Raw genomic sequence first — 22,991 nt, forward strand, 5'->3', positions numbered from 1 at the left:
ATTAATTACGAGGGGGAATGGTGTTGAATAAAAAATTATTTATTATCTTATTACTTGTATTAATTTTAACACTGACAGCATGTGGCAAATCCGATAGCGGCAATGTTGTTAAATCAGATGAGAATATGGGAGAGATTGTACCATCCATAACAATTTTAAGTTCTCTGCCAGAAGCGAATATGGTGAACTATGAAATGGCTAATGAGGTTGCTGAGGAGCTAAGAAAGCTTGGTGTAGATATTAAGGCTGAACCTATTGATTTTGCAGTATTAATAGATCGTATTTATGGTGATGACGAAGACTATGATGCTTATACTATAGGATGGTCTGGTAGAATAGAAAGACTAGATCCTGATATGTTTATCCATTCTATAAATCATTCAAGTAATGCTAAGCCAGGCGGTAATAATACAGATAGATATAGAAGCGATGAGTTTGATGCAGTTGCTGATGCTCAAAGACAAGAAATGGATGTTATGAAAAGACGAGATCTAGTATTTGAAGCACAAGAAATATTAGGCGAAGATGTTCCTAGAATTACATTATACAGCCGTGCAAACGTGCAAGCTTATAATAAAGACAAGTACAAAGGAGTTATCAACATACCTGGTGAAGGATTGTTTAATGAATGGACACCAATGTTTATTGAACCAAAAACTAACGATAAAGTTTTAAAGGTAGCAAGTAATATTAACCTAGATTCATTAAATCCTATGAAGGCAAAAAGTGTTTACGAATGGAGAAACTTAAGACTTATATATGACAAGCTTATAAGATTGAGTCCGGAAATTGAACCACAACCATGGGCAGCAACAGGCTGGGATGTAATAGATGATACTACTGTAGATGTTCATTTAAGAAAAGGAATGAGCTTCCACGACGGGAAACCTGTAACTGTAGAAGATATTAAATTTACGTATGAGTCCTTTATTGAAAACGAAGTAGAATACTTTATGTCATTCCTAGAGCCAATAGATACAATCGAAATAACAGGAGAGAATACAGTTAGATTTAATCTTAAAAATCCGTATGCTCCATTCATTACAAATACATTGACACAAATTCCTATACTACCTAAGCATATTTGGGAAAATATTGAAGACCCACGTAATTATGATAACAGTAATCCAATAGGAAGTGGACCATTTGTATTTAAAAACTTTAGACCAGGTGAAGAGCTAGTAGCAGAAACTAATAGAGACTATTTCCAAGATATCAATATAGATGGATACATATTCCAGATATTTGGTTCTCCAGAAGGTGTCTTGACAGCCTTAGAGCTAGGGAGTACAGATTTATTATCCTTTGACCTAGTACCTTCACATATAGAGCAATTAAGCAATAATGAAGGTGGAAAATTCAGTCATTTAGAAGTAACGTCAGTAAATGACATAGGATTTTTCTACTTAGGAATGAATTTAGATAGAGCTCCTTTTAATAACAAGGCATTTAGAATAGCTACTGCACATTTAGTAGATTATGATTTAGCATTAGATGTACACTTAAATGGATATGGTGGACGTGGTGGTGCTGGTTTAGTTATAAGTCCTGTTAATGAATTCTGGCACAATCCAAATGCTATTAAATATGATAAATACGATCCTGAAAAAGCAAGAGAAATCTTAAAGGAAGCAGGATTTACTTGGGATAAAGATGGAAAACTACGCATGCCTCTAGAATAAAAGATAATACTTTTAAAAATAAAGCTACAAACATAAAAGTCGATGAATTTCGACTTTTATGTTTATAGTGCATAGATAATTTAGATGCTTTATAGATTCTATATTATGTAAGACAATTGGAATAGGAAGGGCGGTGGCTCAGTGCTCAAATACATATTAAAACGAGTATCAATAATGATTATAATGATTTTATTAGTCTCTACGATGATTTTTTTCTTGTTTAGATCCATGCCAGGTGACCCAACTGCATTTATAATTGATCCTTCAATATCACAGGAAGCAAGAGAATTAATGCTAGAGAGATATGGTTTGAATGATAGTAAGTGGAAGCAGTACACAATATTCATCAAAGATTTAATTAAGCTGGATTTTGGAGATTCCTTTTTTTATGGAAAACCAGTTATTCAAATAATTAAGGAAAGAATGCCAGCTACACTAATTTTGATGTTTACAGCCATGCTATTTGCCTATTTAATTGGTATTTTTGGTGGTGCATGGATGGCTTGGAAAAGAGGTAGTGTAGCTGAATCAACAGGAATAACACTTGCACTGCTTTTTCGCTCTGCACCTACGTTTTGGGTAGGGTTAATGGCCATATTACTCTTTTCCGTACAATTAAAATGGCTGCCAGCTCAAGGGATGAGGACATCAGGATATACAGGTGAGACCTTTAAAGAAATTTTTTTAACTTTAGATTTTCTAAAGCATTTAATTCTACCATCTCTAGTAGCAGGTTTATATTTTATAGCTACACCACTACTGATTATGAGAAATAGTATGTTAGAGGTTTTATCAGAGGATTATATTGAAATGGCTCATGCTAAAGGTCTTAGAGAAAGAGCTATTCTTTATAAGCATGCTGCAAGAAATGCTCTATTACCAGTTGTTACTGCAGGGGCTCTATTCATAGGCTCTGCCATAGGGGGACAAGTTCTTATTGAAGTCGTTTTTAGCTGGCCTGGATTAGGTAGAGAAATAGTTCAAGCAGTTACAAGGCATGACTATCCTTTGGCACAAGGTGCATTTATTATTATCTCATCTATACTAATGATTATGAATCTAGTGGCAGACGTTTTATATGCAGTTCTAGATCCTAGAATTTCATATGACAAGTAGCAGTAAAGAATAGAGCAGAGAGGTGAAAAGTATGAATAAGGTTATTAAAATTTTTAATAAAAAGAAATCAGCCTCAATTAAGAGAAATAGCCAAGGAATCGGAGGATTGTTTTTAAAAAACCTAAAGAGGGACAAGCTGGCTCTTATGGGTGTAGTATTGTTAATGTTTTTTTTAATAATAGGAGTTTTTAGCGAATCTATAGCTCCATATGAACCAAGGGAGCGTCATTATAATGAAGATGGAAAAATTAGAAGACTTGAGCCGCCTTCAAAAAATCATTGGTTTGGTACAACAGATGTAGGTAGAGATGTATTTACACAGGTAGTTTTAGGAACCAAAACTGCTCTAATAGTAGGAATATTAGCAGCTGTTTTAGTTACCTTTGTTGGTTCTACTGTTGGCATCATATCAGGGTATTATGGAGGAGCTATAGATATTGTACTAATGAGAGTTGTAGACTTTTTCTATTCTATACCCTTTATCCCTTTTGTTATTGTATTGGCAGCCGTATTAAGCCCAAGCATTAAAAATATTATTCTAGCAGTAACTTTACTATCCTGGGGTACAGTGGCAAGGCTAGTCAGATCACAGGTATTATCCATATCTAAAAGACCTTTTATTAAGGCGGCTAAAGTAGCAGGTGCTGGAAATTTTAGAATTATGACTAAATACATTTTGCCTAATGTAATTCCTATAATATTGCTTGAAATGGCCTTCATGGTAAACTGGGCTATAATGGCAGAAGCAAGTGTAGCTTTTTTAGGATTTGGTGATCCAGATAAACCAAGTTGGGGGCAAATACTTCATATTAACTTTGTAACAGGAAACTCCAGAAATGCTTGGTGGTGGACTATACCCCCAGGATTATCTATAGTGCTACTGCTAATATCTATTTTCTTTGTAGCAAGGGCTTTAGAAGAAGTTATTGACCCTAGATTACGGAGGCGATGAGGATGAATTTATTAGAGGTTAAAAACTTAAACATAGAATATGTAACTCAAGAAGGAATTTTAAACGCTGTAGAAGACGTTTCATTTACATTAAAGCAGGGAGAAAGTCTTGGCCTAGTTGGAGAAAGCGGCTGTGGTAAAACTACCCTAGCTAAGTCAATCATGAGGCTTTTACCTAAAAACGGGAGAATTAGCAGTGGAGAAATGATATTTAAGGGAGAAGACATAGTTAAAAAAAACAATGAGGAGATAAGAAAACTACGTCTAAAAGAAATTGCAATGGTTTCCCAAAGTGCCATGAATGCATTAAATCCTGTATATACTGTGGGAGAACAGCTTATTGAAGGAATCCGCGCCCATAGTAACATGACCAAAGCAGAAGCTACTAAAAGGGCAGAGGAAGTATTTGAGATCATAGGACTTGAGGCAAAGCGTTTAAAGAGCTATCCACACCAAATGAGTGGAGGCATGAAGCAAAGAGCTATTATTGCTATGGCTTTAACTTTAAATCCTAGCTTGATTATAGCTGACGAACCAACGACTGCATTAGACGTAGTTGTACAAGATAAGATATTAAATCAAATTCTTCAAATTCAAAAACAAATTAATAGCTCAATGGTATTTATAACTCACGATATTTCTGTCGTTTCAGAAATATGCGATACAATTATAGTTATGTATGGTGGGAAGATTATGGAAAAATCCAGTACAAAGACGTTTTTTAAAGCTCCATACCACCCTTATTCTCTAGGACTTCAAAATGCGTTTCCAAGTATATTAGAAATTAGTGATGAGTTGATTTCTATACCAGGTTCACCACCTAATTTAATGAAGGAGCAAAAGGGATGTAGATTTCAGGCTCGTTGTCCATTTAGAACAGAGCTTTGTCAAAATGAGCTACCTAAATTAAAGGAAGTAGACAAAGAGCATTTTGTTGCCTGCCATTATACTGAGGATATAAACACATTTAGAAGAAAAGCTAAAAAGAGAGAAACATGGAAGCATGTACAGGAAAGACTTATATTAGAAGATAGAGGTGATGAATAATGAATAGCAAACCTTTAATTCAAATAGAGAATTTAAAAAAATATTACCCTATCAATAAAGGAATAAGAGATGTTTTCAGGAGAAAAAAATCCTATGTTAAAGCTATAGATGATATTTCATTTACAATAAATAAAGGCGAAATTTTAGGTTTAGCTGGAGAAAGTGGTTCGGGAAAAACTACTACAGGAGAGATTTTAGTAAGACTTCAAGATATTACAGATGGAAATATTGTTTTTGATGACCATGACTTTATAGCTAATTCAAAAGAAGAAGAGAAAAGATTTCGTAAAGAAGTACAAATGATATTCCAAGACCCCTATGAGACCTTAAATCCTAGGTTCACTATATTTGAAACTATTGCAGAGCCTCTTAAGATTCATGGCATTAAGGATAAGAAAGAAATATACAATAGAGTACTGGAAGTTCTTGAGATTGCGGAATTGAAGCCGGCAGAGCAATATGCTTTTAGATATCCACATGAGTTAAGTGGAGGACAGAGACAAAGAGTTGCTATTGCCAGAGGTATCGCAACGGAGCCTAAGTTTTTAGTAGCTGATGAACCAGTATCTATGTTAGATGTTTCTATTAGAGCGGATATTTTAAATCTTTTAAAGCATTTAAGAGATAATATGGGCTTAACTATGCTTTATGTATCCCACGACTTATCCACCATTAAATATTTGTGTGACCGTGTCATTATTATGTATTTAGGAAAGATAGTAGAAATAGGAGATGCTAAAGAAGTAATAGAGAATCCACAACATCCCTATACTAAGGTGTTATTATCCTCTGTACCCGTACCCAATCCAGATCATAAGAGAGAACGTATAGAAATAGATGATGAACTACCAGATCAAATTAATCTACCAGAAGGTTGTAGATTTGGTCCACGTTGTCCTTTCGCTACAGAAGAATGTATAAGCTGTGACCATACATTAATAGAAAGAAGAAACAATCAGTGGAGTGCCTGTATTTATCATGATGAAGAACTTATAATTTCAAAATAGCTATTAGAACTAAAGCTTCTTATCTTTTTTATAAGGAAAAAGAAAGTTTTACTTTTTATTTCTATTATAGAACTTACCTAGTTAGTTTCAATAAAGGCTGCTTAGCTAATGGGATCATATAAGCTTTTGTTAGATAAGGGGCTTTATTGCAAACTCACAATCTCTAAGCCCATACCCTGTAAATGCTCAATTATTCTTGGCAGAGCATCAATAACAGCTTGAGATTCATGCAAAAGGATAATAGAGCCTGAAACATTTGAGCTTTTAATATGGTTAAATATTTTGTCAGCATCTAGAGTTTTCCAATCCTTTGGGTCGTTATTCCAAAGTACCATTCTATAGCCATTTTCATTCGCTAAATTTCTAGCCTGCTTATTAAAATAACCATAGGGTGGCCTAAATAAGTTTATTTTTCCATCTGTTATTTCTTCAAGCAATTTAATGGATTGTATAATCTCATATTCTTGCTTTTCATAAGAAAGAGTTCTCATATTAGCATGGGTCATTGAATGGCTACCTATGGAATAACCCTTGGAATAAATATATTGAACATAATCTGGATACTTCTTGACATTGGTACCAGTGAAGAAAAATGTACCACCAACCTTGTATGACTTTAATACATCCATTATCTCTTTTGAATACTGGGAAGGACCATCATCAAATGTAAGGGCCACTTTTCCCTTTGGAATACTATAGGTTAATGTATTATCAAGCTCTATAGCAGGAATAGTAGGTTGATTAAAGGAAAAATCCTCAATTATTATAACATTTTCTATTTCTAAGCTTTCTTTTTGCTCATGGATTATCTCATTATCTAGTTGTATTGCTTGAGCCAGTGCTTTTTCATTAAATGTAGTTTTGTTTAGATATATATGGCTTATATAGCTAAATAATATGACAAACACAATACTCATAAGGGTAACAGAACCAAATGTAAACTTAGGAATATATTTTTTATGTACTTTTTCTTTGATAATTACTTGTTCCTGCTTCTTTTCTTCTTCATAATTTTCAAATACAAAAGGTATCTTATCCAAGTCCTTAATATCCTGACAATATTTAATAGCCATTAGTTTGTTTATATAATCTTCTGAGCATAAAAATGAAATATAGTTACTTTGCTCGCAATATGTTGGTACTAAAAAACCCATATGTTGATTCTGGACAAAATCCAGAGAAGTGTTGAAGGATAATCTATATTTATGCTTTTCATCAAATCGAGTAATGGATTTTAAATTTTCAGCTGTAGACTCATCTACTTCCCAAAGCATGTCAATATCTTGCTTAAATGAGAGCCTTACTTTCAGAAAATATTTGTTAGATTTATTTTCAATTGACTTTAGTTCAAGTAATTTTTCTTGGTAAACGGACATTGGCGGCCCCCCTTTCCATCTAGTAATAAGTGTTTTGTAGCTATTTACTCTGAATCAGATGGAGCAGAAACTGTTGTCTTTTGAGAGAAGGAGAAGGACATTCTTTCTGTAAAATCATTTATGGTTTTCATTAATTCAGATTTCTCATCAAGAATCTTCTTGTACTGCTGAACATATTGTTGATTTTCCGTGGCTAGACTTCTAACTTTTTCTTCAAGCTCATTAATTTTCAGCATACTCTGATATTGATTATTTATAGATTCCTCGTTCAGCTTATTGTATTTATTAATTTCCGTTTCAAGCTGGTTTGAAATCTTTTCATATTCAATTCTTGAATTGTTCTGATATTCTTTATAATCTTCAAGTAGTTGGTCATAGCTCATTTGTTTATTTGTTAAACTGCTTTCTAATCCTCGGATTTCTTTGCTTTTTTCTTGAAGTAGCTGGTCTTTTTTCATTAATTCCTGCTTAATGCGACTAATTGTTTCGTTTGCAGCAAATAATTGCTCTTCTAGCCCTTTGTTTTTATAGAGTATTAATTGGCGATCCTTTATCATATTTTCCAAAGAAACAATTACATCAAGTACCACCTTGTCTTGGTTATCTTTTGAAAAAATATGATTATTGTTTTGCTCATTTTCCTGTTCAATTTTTTTAATATTGAGCAGTTGCTCTTCTTCTGTAGCTTCTGCTATTGAAATTTGTTGCTCTACACTATCTTGTTCCTGGTTAATATTAGTAGATTTAAACCAATCCATTACTCTTTTTTTCGTGTTTTCCATGGTCACGATATCATCCCCCTACAAGTAATATTATAAAAAACCTTATATATTTAAATATCGACAAAAAATAGAAAAAATAAATAGTATAAAACTCCTATAATATTCATATTTCTGAATAATTATGTCGAAAAAAACAGTAAGAAAATAATCTATTAAGAAAAGATATTAGCAAACATTTAATTGCTTGTAACAAGGGCCTATATTAAGAGGTTTGTCACTATGAGGAAACTGTGATAATATATAAGCCTATAGGGAGTTGTTGTATATAGATTATAAAACCAAAAACATATTGTTTAAGAGCCCATAAGAAAAGTAAATTTAATATATTTAGATAAAAAAGAAATGGAGGAAATAATGTTATGTTTAAATTGCCAAATTGTCCAAAATGTAATTCTGAGTATACTTATGAGGATAGAAATCTTATAATTTGCCCGGAATGTAGCTATGAATGGACTGCAGAGCTAGGAGCTGAAAACACTGAAAATGAAAAGGTTATCAAAGATGCAAATGGAAATGTATTGAGCGATGGTGATTCTGTAACTGTAATTAAAGACCTTAAAGTAAAAGGAAGCTCACTAGTCGTTAAAATAGGTACAAAAGTAAAAAATATACGTTTAGTTGATGGAGATCATGATATTGATTGTAAAATTGACGGTTTTGGGGCTATGAAGCTAAAATCAGAATTTGTAAAAAAGGTGTAGTTAAGGTTTAAATGCAACATAACTGAAAGGAGAGTATGCATATGAACAAAGCTGATAACCTATTGTTTAAGGAAGGATTAAAAGAAGAAAGTTTATTGAAGCTAAGAAAGGTTTCTAAAGGAGATGTACATAATCACTGCAGCACAGGCATGAGGTTTACCACCTTTAACCAGTGGGCAGGTGGGAATGCAAACAAAGCTCCTAGTAAAATGGATGGAGTTAAGGAATTAAATAGCTATATATTCAACGAAGTAAATAAACGTGTTAGCAAGGAAGAAGATGTAGCATTTTTAATAGAGGCAACTGTAAAGGAAGCCATAGAAGACGGTGTAAAGATATTAGAAACTAGTATAGATTGTCATGAGCTAATGCATTTCCCTGAGAATCAAAGATTTTTCAATACAATAATCCATATTAAAGAAAAATATAATAAATATATAGATTTTAGACCAGAAGTAGGAATGGCTATAAATACGTCTAGAGAGGATTTAGATAAGTTTTTAATTCCTTGTATAGAAAGCGGAGTTTTTATGTCTATAGACGCATATGGAGAGGAAACTTTAGATGGATACAATAGACTAAAGGAATATTATAAATATGCTAGAGAAAAAGGTCTTAAGCTTAAAGTTCATGCAGGACAATTCTTATCAGAGGAAAATGTAAAAAAAGCTATAGAGTTATTAGAGATAGACGAAATTCAGCACGGTATAGGGGCAGCATCTAGTGATTATATAATTGATCTTATAAAAGAAAGAAACATTAGATTAAATATTTGTCCAAGCAGTAATTATATACTAGGAGCTGTTAAAGATATAAAAAATCACCCTGCTAGAAAACTTTTTGATAAAGGAATACGGATAACAATAAACACAGATGATTTATTGCTGTTCCACAGCGGAGCTTCTGAAGAATTTTTAAAATTATTTAAATTAGGCTTATTTAATGAAGAAGAATTAAATGAAATTAGAAAGAATGCATTAGTTTAAATCGTAATAATAAAGTAGCCTCTAGTTTAATTTGTAATAGAGCTATAATTGTATCCTCTAAAAGTCCTTTTAAAAATTTTATATAGATATTATGCTATTAATAAAGTATAATAACTTTAAAAGCATATATAAAATTTGGGAGTGTGATGAAACTTTGGACCCTGAGGCCATGTGGAAGTTTATTTTTTTAATCCTATTATTGTTTTTTTCAGCTTTTTTTTCCGCTTCAGAAACTGCTCTTATGACCTTAAGCAAAATTAGAATCAAAAAGATGTTAGAGGACAATATTAAAGGCGCGGAAACAATAGATAAGCTAGTTAAAAATCCAAGCAAGCTACTGAGTGCTATACTGATAGGAAACAATGTAGTTAATATAGGAGCTTCTGCCCTAGCAACATCTCTAGCAATTGACTACTATGGCAGTACTGGTGTAGGTATATCAACAGGAATAATGACTTTATTAGTGCTTATATTTGGAGAAATAACTCCAAAATCCTTAGCTGCACAAAACTCTGAGAAAGTGTCTCTTAGGGTAGCTAAATTTATTCATATTGTAACGATTATATTGAATCCAATAATTTTATTCTTAACGCGTATAACAAACTTATTAATTAGACTAATGGGGGGTAAGACAGATAGAAAGCAGCCCTTTATTACAGAAGAAGAATTAAGAACAATAGTAAATGTAAGTCATGAAGAAGGAGTTTTAGAGGTTGAAGAGAAGGACATGATATACAACGTGTTTGAGTTTGGTGATTCTAAAGCTAAGGATGTTATGACCCCCAGAACTGATATGGTTGCAATCGAAATCAATTCTTCCTATGAAGAAATTATCCATATATTTAAGCAAGAACAATTCTCTAGAATTCCCATATATGAAAGCACCACAGACAACATAGTTGGTATTTTACATGTTAAAGATTTATTGTTTTTAGAAAATAGCAAGGCAGAATTTGACCTTAAAAAATATATGAGAGAGCCATACTTTACTTATGAATTTAAACTAATCACTGAGCTTTTTGATGAGATGAGGACAAACAGAATTCATATGGTTATTGTATTAGATGAATATGGTGGAACAGAAGGTCTCATAACCATAGAAGATTTAATTGAGGAGATAGTTGGAGACATTGAAGATGAATATGACAAAGAAGTCAAAGAAATAGAAGTAATAAAAGAAGATGAATACCTTGTTTATGGAAATATTAAAATAGAAGATATTAATGATATGATAGGTACAAATATAGAATCAGAGGATTTCGACTCTATTGGCGGATTTGTAATGGGACTTTTAGGAAAAGTACCAGAATCAGGAGAAACCATAGAGCATGATAATATAAAATTTATTATTGAATATGTAGAAAAAAATAGAATAGAAAGATTAAGAATAATTACCTAAATATTTAGGATTATATCAAAAGCCCTTCAGCCAAATAATTTGAAGGGCTTTAATTTATTCGTTTGAAAAATATTTCCAGAATATATTGACAAAAACTTTAAAAAGATATATACTTAGTTACATAGCTAACCAACCAATGAACATTTGCATTAACAGGAGGTGGAAACTTGCTTGATTTAAATTCTGATAAATCAATTTATGTACAGATTGCTGAAATAATAGAAAATGAAATACTTTTAGGCAACTTAAAGGAGGAAGACCAGGCACCATCTACTAATCAATTTGCAAACGTATATCAAATAAATCCAGCCACTGCTAGAAAGGGTCTAAATATTTTAGTAGATGAAGGAATATTGTATAAGAAAAGAGGCCTAGGCATGTTTGTAGCAGAAGATGCAAAAAAGATAGTCCAAAAGAAAAGACAGGATTCGTTTTTCAAGGAGATATTGCCTGAAATAATTAATGAAGCCAGTAGGCTTGGAATACCTATGGAGGATATTGTTGAATATCTATTAAAGTATAAAGGGAGGGAATAGTATGCTTGAAATAAAATATTTAAATAAATCTTATGGAGATACAAAAGTTTTGACAGATTTAAGCTTAGAGCTAGAGGAAAATAAGGTTTATGGACTACTTGGAAGAAATGGTGTAGGAAAAACCACATTATTGAGCATAATTGCTAATCAAATAAGTAAATCCAGCGGTGAAGTAAAATTATACGGTGAAGAAGTATTTGAAAATCCTAAAGCTCTAGAGAATATTTGTATGGTAAGAGAAAAAGGTATTGGAGTAGAGGATATTAAGGTAAAAAAAATATTCAACATGGCTAAGATCCTTTATAAGGATTGGGACGAGGATTATAAAAATTTTTTAATAAAAGAATTTAATTTTAATACAAATAAAAAATACAATAAGCTATCACGAGGAAATCAAACTATTGTAGGGCTTATATTAGGCTTAGCCTCAAGATCAAAGCTAACCATATTTGATGAACCATCCCTTGGCTTAGATGCTGCTCATAGATATAAATTTTACAATTTACTCTTAAAAGATATAGAAAATTATCCAAGAACAATAATTATTTCTACTCATTTAATTGATGAGGTGACAAATTTATTTGAAGAGGTAATTATATTAAAGGACGAGAGCGTTTATATAAAAGATGAGGTAAATAATTTAATAGAGAAAGCATATTTTCTAAATGGAAAAGAGGAAAATATTGCCCCTATAATAGAGGGAAAAAGAGTAATCCATAAAGAAGAATTTGGTACATCTGTTATAGTAGGATTATTTCATAGATTAACAGGTGAAGAAAAGCAAAGACTAAAAGATAACAATATAGACATAAGCCCTATGCCGTTACAGAAGCTATTTGTATATCTTACAGAAAATTCCCATGTAAAGGAGGCTTTATAAATGGACAGTACTAGACGAGCAATTAGGTTTCAAAACTTAGATTCAAAAAAGTCTATTATAGTATTTTGGCTAGTAGTATTAGCAGCTAATATTTTTTTCTATATAATGAATTTTTATAGTGACAATATGTATGCTGGCATTAGTAACGGAATAAACGGTATAAGACAACTTTCTGTTGCAGGGTCTAATATGATGTCAATAATAGTATATTTTATAGTCTATAGCTACCTTATGTATTATGAAAGCTTTCCCATAGCTATAGGCTTTAGTGTAACTCGTAAGGATTTTTTTAAATCATTAATAGTGAATAATATTCTAGTATCATTTATATTTGCCATTATACAAGGTATACTTTTAAAATTAGATCCTATATTTGTTAGAATGATAGACAGGGAGCCCTTGCTAGATTTTATGCTATTCCATACAACTAAGGATAATCTTATATTTATAATATTCTCATTGTTTTTCTTCTTTCTAGTAGTAGTATCAGCTACAAACTTGCTAGGGGCATTGAATTATAGGTTTGGATATAAAATATGGATAATCCTTGGTGCTATGTTAGTCTTTGGCGTAACCTTTAAAATGATAAAATCTATAGTATTCTTTTTAAATGAATTAATTATTTTTAGAATAAATGCATTTCAAGTTTTAATACTTAGTGTAGTTATATCCATATGCTATGCTTTAGGCTATTTCCTTACTATAAATACTAATATTAAGAACAAAATAGCTTAATGACAACAGGGGACAAATTTGTCCCCTATACTATTTTGCATTTAATTACTGTGGAAAATTGTTATCTTCATTTTTATTCTTATTTCTCTTAATAATATAAAAGCCTAAAATGAGGATAAAGAGAGTAACTACAATAATAATTGGGTTAAATGATGAGCTACTTGCTTCTTCTACAGCTGTAGAAGCTTCTGTCTCGGAAGCGGGATTCTCCTCTTCAGTAGACTTCTGCACATTTGATTTTTTACCAAGAGACGTAGGCACAGGTCTTACGCTTGATAAAACATTTACATATATGCTTTCAGCAGCATTAGTGTCTTCAACATAGATTATTCCATCATAGCTTTCAATGGGTATAGTATTAGCGAACTCATAACCTTCATGAAGACTATCACCTATGGTATACATTAGCTGCTCACTAGATAACCAAGCTTTTATATTACTATCTGCAGAAGCGGTCTTAAAATCTAGAAAGCTTATAGGATAGCCTGTTTCCTTAAAATAAGAAGAAAATATATCTCTTTTAGGCTCGCCAATATCTATTATTCCCAGGCGCATATCTGAGCGAGCCTGTCCATATGCAACAAAGCTACCCTTGTAAAAGTCGAAGCCTAAGGAATAGTATTCATTCTTGAAGTTGTTTTTTAGAAGTTCTCCCATGCACAAATAATATGGGAAATGATTGCTTATATGTCCATTATGAGCCCATAGCATTATTTTATGGTTATCATAGTTTTTTATTTCATAGTCATGTATCCATTTCACATTTTCAGCCATATAATAATCTCTAGCATTAAACATAGTAGAAAAGGACTCAGAGGAAACCTGTGAGTCAATAGAAAATTGAGCTGGGACTGAATCGGAATATTTTATATTTTGATTTATTGTATTCAAATCCTGTAGGATAAGTTCATATTCTTCTACAGAGGACTTAAGTATATATTCTTCCCTATTTTCTTTAAAAGAGTTTTCTGTCTGCTCTAATAAAGGGACAATAGTTGACTTATTTTCATCCGGTGCAGCAAAGTAAATTGATTTTGAAATTAATTCACTACTATCATCAACCTTTTCTAGGTATTTAATAAGATTTTGAAGACTATTATCAATACCTTGCATATCAAAGCCATAAAATCTTATTTTTTCTTTATTATTAGGATCTTGATTATAATTCTTCATCCAATTTATCATATCTGCAACTTCTTGAGTTGACCAGGTCCAAAACTTCATTGATTTTATAACCTTTTCAATATCACCTTCCCCATGAAGTATGTAATCATTTATGATTTTGTGACATCCAAACTCAGCCTCTATGGCAAATGCTTTGTAATCCATTTCTTCAACTAAAAATTCAAACATTCTATGCTTCATTTCAAAAAACTCCTTAGTACCATGAGTAGCTTCACCCATTCCTAAGATATTAACATCCTTTAATATTTCTTTTAAAGGCTGCAAATCCTCAAAGCCATTGCCAGCTTTAGTAGTTGTCAAAGGATAAACCATTTCCTTTAGCTTAGAACTAATAGAGTCTATATCAAAGGCAGCATCAGCATTTGATATCTCAACGTTATATAATACCGTAGATAAAACTACTATAGACATTAAAATTAAAATAGTTTTATTTTTCTCCATAAGGCTTGTACCTCCTGTGCGTATAATTACATCAATTATATATAAACTTAGTAAATATATCAAATAATTTACAAATTAGGAACAAGAGCCTTATTAGCTTTATACTGCATGTAATGATAAATAACTAATGAAGTTAAGAGTTTATGATATTTTGCAGTTTTTTCTTATAGATGAAATTGAAATATTTACAACAATCATACTTGCAAATAGCTGAAATGTGTAGTATAATAAAAAGGTTAGATTAATAGTTGAAAAGCAATTGAAGTATCACAAAATATTGTTTGTAATAATCCTATCATTACTTTATGAATATGATGATGATTTTCATACTTATCGCTTATTTTATACATATAATCTCTAAAGAGATCAGATTTATTCAATCTTGAATTTTCAATACGGATTAATTTAAGTATGTATACGACTAATTAAATACTAACTAACATACAAATTGTATGTTAGTTTTTTTGATGACTAAAAATTCTAAAGGGAGGTGTTGAAATGACAACAAATCTTATGTTTGCACTTATAGGTCTATTTTTGGTAACTGCTTTTACAAATGTTTTAGCGACCTTAAAAACAATATTAATGTCTAAAAAAATTATGAATCCGGTTTATTTATTAGTTTTTGCAGATGCTATGATTTTTGCAACTATTCTTAGTAAGGTTACTAGTTCGGAAGGCCTTCAATTTACCATAGCATATGCCTTAGGTAAGACTGTTGGGGTTTTCATTGGTAATAAAATTGAAGATAGGTTAGCCTTAGGTATTTTGGAAGTAGACTTATTTTTGAATGATAAAAGCAAGGTTATAGAAATATCAAAGAGACTTAGAGAGACAGGATATACAGTTAATAATTCTCTTGTTAGAGGAAATAATGAGGAGAAAAGATATCAAATTGAAGTTATTATCAAAAGAAAAGAATTCAAAATACTTGAGAGTATTATGAAAGAATTTGGAGTAGTAAATCCAACTTTAAAAGTTAAAACTTTAAGTAAAGTAGATGGCAAGATTACAATTACAAGACTTAAAGAGGCTTAGAAAGTGTGTTAACTGTAGTAGGGCAACAAGGTAGATAGTGAAAAATGTCTACCTTGTTTTTTTATAGATAAAATTAAGATTCTATAAGTTAATTATATTTGAAATATTATCTTGACCTGTAGTTAACTCAAGGGTATATACTATTTATAGAGGTGATTAGTATGCTAATTGGAGAAGTTTCAAAGGAATATGGCATTGGAATTGAAACGCTTAGATATTATGATAGGATTGGGCTTCTTACTATTGAAAGAAGAAAAAACAATAGACATTATACTGAAAAAGATATTAAAAAACTACAAAACATCATGGCTATGAAGGAAATGATGTTTACATTGGAGGATATAAAGAAACTTTTAGAAATTGATGAAAGGATTGATAGAGGATTAGAAAATAGAACCATAGACAATAAGGATATTAACACCTTGCTTGAGGGAGTAAAATCAAAGCATTTAGAAATTTTAGAGAAAGAAAAACAATTGAAGAAAGTAAAAATGCATTTAGAAAAAATTATTGGGAAAATAGAAAACCTTCAAAGGAGGAATAATAGTGACTAAAAAACAATCTTTGTTAGACTTGCCTATTTCACCTCTCGGCTATGGCTGTTATGCATTAAGTGGAGCTTATGGAGCTAAACTTGAAGAAGCAGAAATGATAAGAATATTAAAACATTCTTACGAACTAGGTATAAGATTTTATGATACTTCAAGCAGCTATCCGGACGCAGAAGAGATACTTGGTAAAGCTACTAAACCCTTTAGAAATGAGATTACCATAGCATCTAAAGTCGGGCTCGCTGCAGGGAATAAGGTTAATCTATCCAAAGAATTTGTCAAAGCCTCCTGTGAAACAAGTCTAAAAAAACTTAAAACTGATTATTTAGATGTCTATCAAGTTCATTACCATGATCCTAATACACCTGTAGATGAAACTCTTGAAGCTTTAGAATCCTTGAAACAAGATGGAAAAATAAGATGCTACGGAGTTGGCCACTTACCTTTTGACAAAACTATAGAATATCTAGATTTAGGAGAAATATCTTTTGTCTTAGCTGAAATGAGTCCAGTTAGTACTTGTAGGTATAGAGAGCTTCATCAATTGCAAGCAAGATATGATTTTAAAATCATAGCATTTAGTATAACCGGTAGGGGTTTACTATCGGGGACAATTAACAGCAGCACACAATTTACAAATAATGATATTAGAAGCATTGATCCATTATTTAAGAAATCTAGATTGATTTCAGGTATGAGAATAGCAGAAAAACTAAGGGAGATAGGAAATAGACACGGAAAGACACCAGTTCAATTAGCCATTTCGTGGACAATTCAAAATCCTGGAGTTATTGTAGGTCTTACAGGGCCCACTGATATAAATCATTTAGAAGAAAACAGCTTAGCTTTAAATTGGTTTTTGGACAAAGAAAGCATAGAAGAGATTAATCAGTTTATAGAGGAAGAAGAAAACAAATTAAGGAAAATAATGTATGAAGAATTGGAAGGCATTTTAAACTCTAACCTTTCATTCGATTATGAGAAGACTTATAAAGATTTAATTTATGTCATGGAATATTGTATTGAAAATAAACTGATGGAATACGAAACTGGAGTTAATATGTATATGGAGATATTAAAATGCAAAAATACGGATAATAACTCATTAAGCAGACTTAATGAAATTAAATCCAAGATCAAATCTTTAGTTAATCTAAATTAGGCTAAACTGTAAGGAAAGATTTGCTTTTGTATTTAGAAAGGAAGGCTTTCACACTAGAGTTTTTGTAGCAGTAGAGATTACAAGACCTTTTGAGAGCTACCCTGAGGAATTGGAGGAAATAGTTTTACTATCAGATGACTCACTAATAAAAGTAATGATGTATTACTCCATTGAATGTCATGAATTTAAAAGGACAGACCTTAAACTATCAGGTCTGTCCTTGAAATACTAGTTAATTAGTAATTATCTCAAGCTAATATACTCATCACTAACCAATATGTCAGAAATTACATCAGTAGGAATTTCAAATTCTACTACTCCCATATAGCCTGGCGCCACGTCATATTTATTAAAGGAAATAACTAACTTGCCTTCTTCAGTTATATAAAAGTTTTGCTCCCCTGATATTTTTTCAAATACTTCTGTAAACCCTTCTTCTACATATCCTTCAATCCAATAAATTTTTTCTCCATCTAATTCCATTTGTTCTTTCATTTGATCTATAATATTTTCACTGATTATGTCAATATAGCTACTATCTTTAAATAAACTTGGTAATGTAATTAAAACTTCATTTCTTTTATCAATAGTATCAAATTTGTATACTGTTGATGAAGAACCTACAGTATTTACTATATAACGACCTATGGAGAGAATTCTATCATTGTCAGCTTTTATTTCATATCCACTATCTACACCTAGATGTCCTCCACCATTAGCCTTTAAATCTTCTATTTCAGACATAAAATCCTCGTATAATTTTTTATTTTCCTGTAGATATTTTTCATTCAATTTATTTTCCAAATCCTTGTTTTCTAAACCTTCTATAGCAGGTATTTTAATGTTAGCATTATAGGTATCTTCATCTACTTTATACTCTCTAAAGGTAAGTACTTTAACTAAGCCTTTGATAACAGGAACCTCTGACAATGCATCTGCAAAGGTTGGACTAATATTAACACTTGCAGTAAATATTACAGCTACTGAAGCAGCTATACTAATCCATCTGTATTTATTATTTTTCTTCATAGTCTTTATTCCTCCGTCTTTTAAAGTTTTTCTTACTAAAAAATCTAATTCTTCGGGAATCGGTGTATTCATATATTGCTTTTTTAACTCCTCTATTTTCTTATCATTCATACTATGCCTCCTAAACATTATTCTTCCATATTTAATCGTAGCTTTTTAAGTGCAGAATATAACCTGGTTTTTACTGTGTTAACATTTAGCTCTAAAATATCTGCTATTTCTTCTATCTTCAAATCTTCAAAATATCTAAGCACTATAATACTACGATAATTAGGGGGCAAATTATCTAATGCCTTTTGCAAATCTAAATCCTTATAATTGTCATTTGCCCCAGGGCTATAAAACTCCAAAGTTTCAGCATCTGCTATTACAATTTTCTTTTGTTTTCGCAAAAAATCTAATGAAGTATTAATTACAATCCTATAAAACCAAGTTTTAATATATTCTGGGTTTTGGATTTTATCTAAGGATGTAATAGCTTTATATATAGATTCCTGCACTATGTCTAAAGCATCATCAGTATTTTTTACATAACTATATGCTAGCCTATAGTATTTTTCTTTATAGTTTAATATCTGTTCTGAAAGTACTTTTTCTAAATTTTTGTTTCTCATAAAGTCGAGGTCCCCTTTTTCGATACGTATCTTAATTGTCTTACAATACATAGACGGATAAACAATATAAAAAGTTTTAAATGTGCCTATAGTTTTATTTGTTACAATCATTAGTATTAACTATAGTTTACATTTGTATTTAGAGTGTCTAAATAATATAATATTATTGTATATCAAATTGAGGAGAGTCTAATATGAATATGAACTATTTAAATAAATATATTAATAGATACAGAGGACAATTTCTAATTGCACTGACTTTTCTAATTCTTGAAACTGTTGGAGATTTAATTCAGCCTACTATCATGTCAAAGATAATTGACAATGGTGTAAAAAGAGGAGATATGGACTATGTACTTAAACTAGGAGGTATTATGCTTTTAATGACTGGTTTAGGTGCTGTATGTGCAGTTATTAGAAACATAGTATCTTCCAGAGTATCTCAAAGCTTTGGTGCAGACCTAAGAGAGGATTTGTATATAAAAATTCAGGGATTTTCCTTTGACAATATAGATGAATTTCAGGATGCCTCATTGATTACTAGATTGACAAACGATATAAATCAAATACAGCATTTTGCTCATGGAATGATGAGAGTGTTTGTAAAAGCTCCTGTATTAGGCTTAGGAGCCATAGTAATGGCATTTTTATTAAATCCTAAAATGGCACTTATACTTTTAGGAGTAGTTCCTGTAGTAGGCTTAATTATAGGTATAAATCTAAAGATTTCCTATCCTATATTTACAAAAATTCAAAAGGCCTTAGATAAAGTAAATGGTGTAATGAGAGAATACCTGGCTGGTATTAGGGTGGTTAAGGCATTTAATAGGTTTGATTATGAAAAAGACCGCTTTAGAAAAGTAAATCAGGATTTAAAAGAGGTTACCTTAAAAGGTATGAGAATAGTTGCAGTATTTAATCCTTTAGTTGCATTAACAGTTAATATAGGTATAGTAATGGTCCTATGGTTTGGTGGCTTAAGAGTTAATGTAGGTGATATGGAGGTAGGTAAAATAATGGCCTTTATAAACTACATGACTCAAGTTTTATTTGCTCTCATGATAATGACTAGGGTATTAAATATGTTTATCAGAGCAAGGGCTTCAGCAGAGAGGGTAGGAGAAGTATTTAGAGCAAAGGATACTATAGACGTAAAAGATGAGCCTACTCCAATAAAAGGCTTAAAGGGAAAAGTAGAATTTGATGATGTGTATTTTAAATATAGCTCCAGTGGGAAATATGTATTAGAGAATATTAGCTTTTCCGTAAATCCCGGTGAGGCTCTTGCAATAATAGGCTCTACTGGCTCGGGGAAATCTACTCTAATAAATCTAATACCTAGATTTTATGATGTGGCTAAGGGTAAAGTAATGATTGATAATATAGATATAAGGGAGTTTAGTCTTAGCCAGTTAAGAGAACAAATAGCTATAGTCCCTCAAAAGGTTTTATTGTTTACAGGAAGCATAAAAGACAATATAAAATGGGGAGACGACAATGCAACAGATGAAGAAGTGGAAATGGTAGCTAAAATAGCTCAAGCCCATGATTTTATTACATCATTTAATGATGGCTATAATACATATATAGGACAAGGCGGAGTGAACCTATCGGGTGGTCAAAAACAAAGAATATCCATCGCCAGAGCACTTATAAAAAAGCCTAAGGTCCTTATTTTAGATGATAGTACCTCTGCAGTAGACTTAATAACTGAAAGAAATATTAAAAAAGGATTAAATGAGTATTTGAAAAATACTACAACCATACTAATTGCCCAAAGAATTACATCTGTAATGAATGCAGACAAAATTATTGTAATAGACAAAGGAAAAATAGTAGGCTTAGGGGTACATGAAGAGCTTATGAAAAGCTGTGAAGTATATGGTGATATATACCGTTCCCAAATAGGTAAGGGGGTGCATAGTCTTGATTCCTAAACATGGACAAAGAGGGCCTGTAGGCATTGCAGGGGGACGAGGTGTTATTATGCCTGCAAAAAAGGCAAAGGATATTAGATACACCTTAAAAAGATTATGGCATTTCTTTAGAAACGAAAAGAAACAGCTGCTTATAGCTTTTCTATTTATAATGGTATCAGGGCTTTTAGGATTATTAGTTCCTTATTTTATTGGTAAAGCAATAGATGCCATATTTCCAGGGAAATATCTTGTCGAATTTCAAAAGCTAAGGCACATTATGTTAATATTATTATCAATATACATAGTAGATAATATGCTTACATTTTTACAGGAATATTTAGTGGCAGGTATTGCTCAAAGAGTGGTTTTCACATTAAGAGAAAACCTATTTCAAAAGCTTCAATCCTTACCTATTATGTTTTTTGATACCCATACTCATGGAGAGATTATGAGTAGGCTATCTAATGACATTGACAATGTAAGCACTACCATATCTCAATCTATTATACAGTTTATGGCATCTTCGGTTAGTATACTAGGTTCATTGGCCATGATGATTTATTTAAGCCCATTAATGACTGCTGCAAGCATGATTACTGTACCTATGGTATATTTCCTTACTAGATTTATAGCAAAAAAAACTAAGCTTTTATTTAGAGAGCAGCAAAAAACCTTAGGTAGATTAAATGGACATATTGAAGAAACCATAGCAGGAATACATGTGGTAAAGGCCTTTAACAATGAAGAAAAGGTAATAGATGAGTTTAAAGCTCAAAATCAGATATTGAGAGAAGTGGGAGTAAGGGCACAGATTTGGTCTGGATTTATCATGCCTCTCATGAATGTGATAAACAATTTTGGCTTTGGGATTATAGCCATATTTGGTGGAAGCTTAGCCCTTAGAGGTGTTATTTCTGTGGGGGTTATTGCTAGTTTTATCTCTTATTCAAAGCAATTTACAAGACCATTAAATGAGCTTGCAAATACATTTAACACTTTACAATCAGGTATAGCAGGTGCAGAAAGGGTATTTGAGATATTAGACCAATCAGAAGAAAGAAAGGATAGTGATAATGCTATTATCATAAAGGATATTAAGGGTAAGGTAGAATTTGAAAATGTAAGCTTTGAATATAAGAAGGACGAACCAGTTTTAAAGAATATATCATTTAAGGTAAATCCGGGAACTAATATAGCATTAGTTGGACCTACTGGAGCAGGAAAAACCACTATAGTAAATTTATTGACGGGCTTTTATGAAATAGATAAGGGCGATATAAAAATAGATGGAATCAATATAAAGGACTATGAAAAAAATAGCTTAAGAAAAATATTCGGCATGGTACTACAAGATACTTATTTGTTTTCGGGAACTATAAGGGAAAACATTAAATATGGGAACTTAGGGGCTTCAGATGAGGATATAAAAAATGCCGCTGCCTTAGCTAGGGCTGAGGACTTTATAAACAAGCTACCTCAAGGCTATGATACCTATATAAATGAAGGTGGAACCAATTTAAGCCAAGGACAACGACAGTTAATAGCCATATCAAGAGCAATCCTAGCTAATCCATATATATTAATATTAGATGAGGCAACATCTTCAGTAGATACTAGGACAGAGCTTAAAATCCAAGAGGCTATGGTTAAGTTAATGGAAAATAGAACGACATTTATAATTGCCCATAGGTTGTCCACTATAAAAGATGCAGATATTATTATGGTCATAGATCATGGAGAAATAGTAGAAAAAGGTAGTCATGAAGAGCTGTTAGACAAAGGTGGCCATTATTACAACCTTTATCAAAGTCAGTTTGCTAATATAGATATATAAAACTAAGTTTCAATCAAAGT

The 22,991-nt window shown here is 31.7% G+C and carries 21 protein-coding genes; 16 read left to right on the top strand and 5 right to left on the bottom strand.

The window, feature by feature from the left end; translation table 11 throughout:
* Window positions 1–23 precede the first annotated feature (23 nt).
* The 5 genes from BLV37_RS04450 to BLV37_RS04470 all read left to right on the top strand — a co-directional run bounded on the left by BLV37_RS04450 (window position 24) and on the right by BLV37_RS04470 (window position 5,803).
* Window positions 24–1,682, top strand: coding sequence for an ABC transporter substrate-binding protein (locus tag BLV37_RS04450; protein WP_091727860.1), 1,659 nt, complete (start codon window positions 24–26; stop codon window positions 1,680–1,682).
* Window positions 1,683–1,823: 141 nt separating this feature from the next.
* On the top strand, window positions 1,824–2,798 hold the full coding sequence (locus BLV37_RS04455) for an ABC transporter permease (RefSeq protein WP_176967871.1): 975 nt from the start codon (window positions 1,824–1,826) through the stop codon (window positions 2,796–2,798).
* A 31-nt stretch (window positions 2,799–2,829) separates the two neighbouring features.
* Window positions 2,830–3,750, top strand: a complete 921-nt coding sequence (locus tag BLV37_RS04460) for an ABC transporter permease (RefSeq protein WP_091727866.1) — start codon at window positions 2,830–2,832, stop codon at window positions 3,748–3,750.
* 2 nt (window positions 3,751–3,752) lie between these two features.
* On the top strand, window positions 3,753–4,796 hold the full coding sequence (locus tag BLV37_RS04465) for an ABC transporter ATP-binding protein (RefSeq protein ID WP_091727867.1): 1,044 nt from the start codon (window positions 3,753–3,755) through the stop codon (window positions 4,794–4,796).
* Window positions 4,796–5,803, top strand: a complete 1,008-nt coding sequence (locus BLV37_RS04470; protein ID WP_091727870.1) for an ABC transporter ATP-binding protein — start codon at window positions 4,796–4,798, stop codon at window positions 5,801–5,803. Before BLV37_RS04465 ends, BLV37_RS04470 begins: the two co-directional genes overlap by 1 nt.
* Before the next feature lie 143 nt (window positions 5,804–5,946).
* On the opposite strand, the gene BLV37_RS04475 is transcribed toward BLV37_RS04470, so the two are convergent.
* Both BLV37_RS04475 and BLV37_RS04480 read right to left on the bottom strand, forming a co-directional pair.
* Complete coding sequence (locus tag BLV37_RS04475; RefSeq protein ID WP_091727872.1) at window positions 5,947–7,179, bottom strand: polysaccharide deacetylase family protein; 1,233 nt, start codon at window positions 7,177–7,179, stop codon at window positions 5,947–5,949.
* A 44-nt stretch (window positions 7,180–7,223) separates the two neighbouring features.
* Window positions 7,224–7,967 (bottom strand): coiled-coil domain-containing protein, encoded by a 744-nt coding sequence (locus BLV37_RS04480; protein WP_208975199.1) that lies wholly within the window; start codon window positions 7,965–7,967, stop codon window positions 7,224–7,226.
* A gap of 353 nt (window positions 7,968–8,320) precedes the next feature.
* On the opposite strand from BLV37_RS04480, the gene BLV37_RS04485 reads away from it, so the two are divergent.
* The 6 genes from BLV37_RS04485 (at window position 8,321) to BLV37_RS04510 (ending at window position 13,198) form a co-directional block, all read left to right on the top strand.
* Window positions 8,321–8,662, top strand: coding sequence for a zinc ribbon domain-containing protein YjdM (locus tag BLV37_RS04485; protein WP_091727875.1), 342 nt, complete (start codon window positions 8,321–8,323; stop codon window positions 8,660–8,662).
* 41 nt (window positions 8,663–8,703) lie between these two features.
* Window positions 8,704–9,648: an amidohydrolase family protein gene (locus tag BLV37_RS04490; protein WP_176967872.1), complete on the top strand. Its 945-nt coding sequence runs from the start codon at window positions 8,704–8,706 to the stop codon at window positions 9,646–9,648.
* A 154-nt stretch (window positions 9,649–9,802) separates the two neighbouring features.
* Entirely contained in the window at window positions 9,803–11,047 is a 1,245-nt protein-coding gene (locus BLV37_RS04495) for an HlyC/CorC family transporter (protein ID WP_342026593.1), read from the top strand.
* Window positions 11,048–11,214: 167 nt separating this feature from the next.
* Window positions 11,215–11,583 carry a GntR family transcriptional regulator gene (locus BLV37_RS04500; protein ID WP_091727883.1) on the top strand — a complete coding sequence of 123 codons (369 nt, stop codon included), beginning with the start codon at window positions 11,215–11,217 and terminating at the stop codon, window positions 11,581–11,583.
* A 1-nt stretch (window position 11,584) separates the two neighbouring features.
* Window positions 11,585–12,463 (top strand): ATP-binding cassette domain-containing protein, encoded by an 879-nt coding sequence (locus BLV37_RS04505; protein WP_091727886.1) that lies wholly within the window; start codon window positions 11,585–11,587, stop codon window positions 12,461–12,463.
* Window positions 12,464–13,198: a hypothetical protein gene (locus BLV37_RS04510; protein ID WP_091727889.1), complete on the top strand. Its 735-nt coding sequence runs from the start codon at window positions 12,464–12,466 to the stop codon at window positions 13,196–13,198.
* Between the two features lie 45 nt (window positions 13,199–13,243).
* Here the strand turns inward: BLV37_RS04510 and BLV37_RS04515 are convergent, their stop codons facing one another.
* Window positions 13,244–14,824, bottom strand: a complete 1,581-nt coding sequence (locus tag BLV37_RS04515; protein WP_091727891.1) for an erythromycin esterase family protein — start codon at window positions 14,822–14,824, stop codon at window positions 13,244–13,246.
* Between the two features lie 498 nt (window positions 14,825–15,322).
* On the opposite strand from BLV37_RS04515, the gene BLV37_RS04520 reads away from it, so the two are divergent.
* The 3 genes from BLV37_RS04520 (at window position 15,323) to BLV37_RS04530 (ending at window position 17,575) form a co-directional block, all read left to right on the top strand.
* Complete coding sequence (locus tag BLV37_RS04520; protein ID WP_091727893.1) at window positions 15,323–15,862, top strand: DUF5698 domain-containing protein; 540 nt, start codon at window positions 15,323–15,325, stop codon at window positions 15,860–15,862.
* Between the two features lie 161 nt (window positions 15,863–16,023).
* Window positions 16,024–16,416 (top strand): MerR family transcriptional regulator, encoded by a 393-nt coding sequence (locus BLV37_RS04525; protein ID WP_091727896.1) that lies wholly within the window; start codon window positions 16,024–16,026, stop codon window positions 16,414–16,416.
* Entirely contained in the window at window positions 16,409–17,575 is a 1,167-nt protein-coding gene (locus BLV37_RS04530) for an aldo/keto reductase (protein ID WP_176967873.1), read from the top strand. The genes BLV37_RS04525 and BLV37_RS04530 overlap by 8 nt, the downstream gene beginning before the upstream one ends.
* A 243-nt stretch (window positions 17,576–17,818) precedes the next feature.
* Here BLV37_RS04530 and rsiV read toward each other — a convergent pair whose 3' ends face one another.
* Both rsiV and BLV37_RS04540 read right to left on the bottom strand, forming a co-directional pair.
* The gene (gene rsiV, locus BLV37_RS04535; RefSeq protein WP_091727901.1) at window positions 17,819–18,715 is read right to left on the bottom strand and encodes an anti-sigma-V factor RsiV; all 897 of its coding nucleotides are present in this window, start codon (window positions 18,713–18,715) and stop codon (window positions 17,819–17,821) included.
* A 17-nt stretch (window positions 18,716–18,732) separates the two neighbouring features.
* Window positions 18,733–19,218 carry an RNA polymerase sigma factor SigV gene (locus tag BLV37_RS04540; RefSeq protein WP_091727904.1) on the bottom strand — a complete coding sequence of 162 codons (486 nt, stop codon included), beginning with the start codon at window positions 19,216–19,218 and terminating at the stop codon, window positions 18,733–18,735.
* Between the two features lie 194 nt (window positions 19,219–19,412).
* On the opposite strand from BLV37_RS04540, the gene BLV37_RS04545 reads away from it, so the two are divergent.
* The gene (locus BLV37_RS04545; protein ID WP_342026592.1) at window positions 19,413–21,155 is read left to right on the top strand and encodes an ABC transporter ATP-binding protein; all 1,743 of its coding nucleotides are present in this window, start codon (window positions 19,413–19,415) and stop codon (window positions 21,153–21,155) included.
* A 49-nt stretch (window positions 21,156–21,204) separates the two neighbouring features.
* A complete protein-coding gene (locus tag BLV37_RS04550) occupies window positions 21,205–22,971 on the top strand; it encodes an ABC transporter ATP-binding protein (protein ID WP_091728044.1) in 1,767 nt (588 codons plus the stop codon).
* The last annotated feature ends 20 nt before the right edge of the window (window positions 22,972–22,991 follow it).

Origin of the sequence: Proteiniborus ethanoligenes (assembly GCF_900107485.1) — a bacterium.
In the GTDB taxonomy this organism is placed as follows: domain Bacteria; phylum Bacillota; class Clostridia; order Tissierellales; family Proteiniboraceae; genus Proteiniborus; species Proteiniborus ethanoligenes.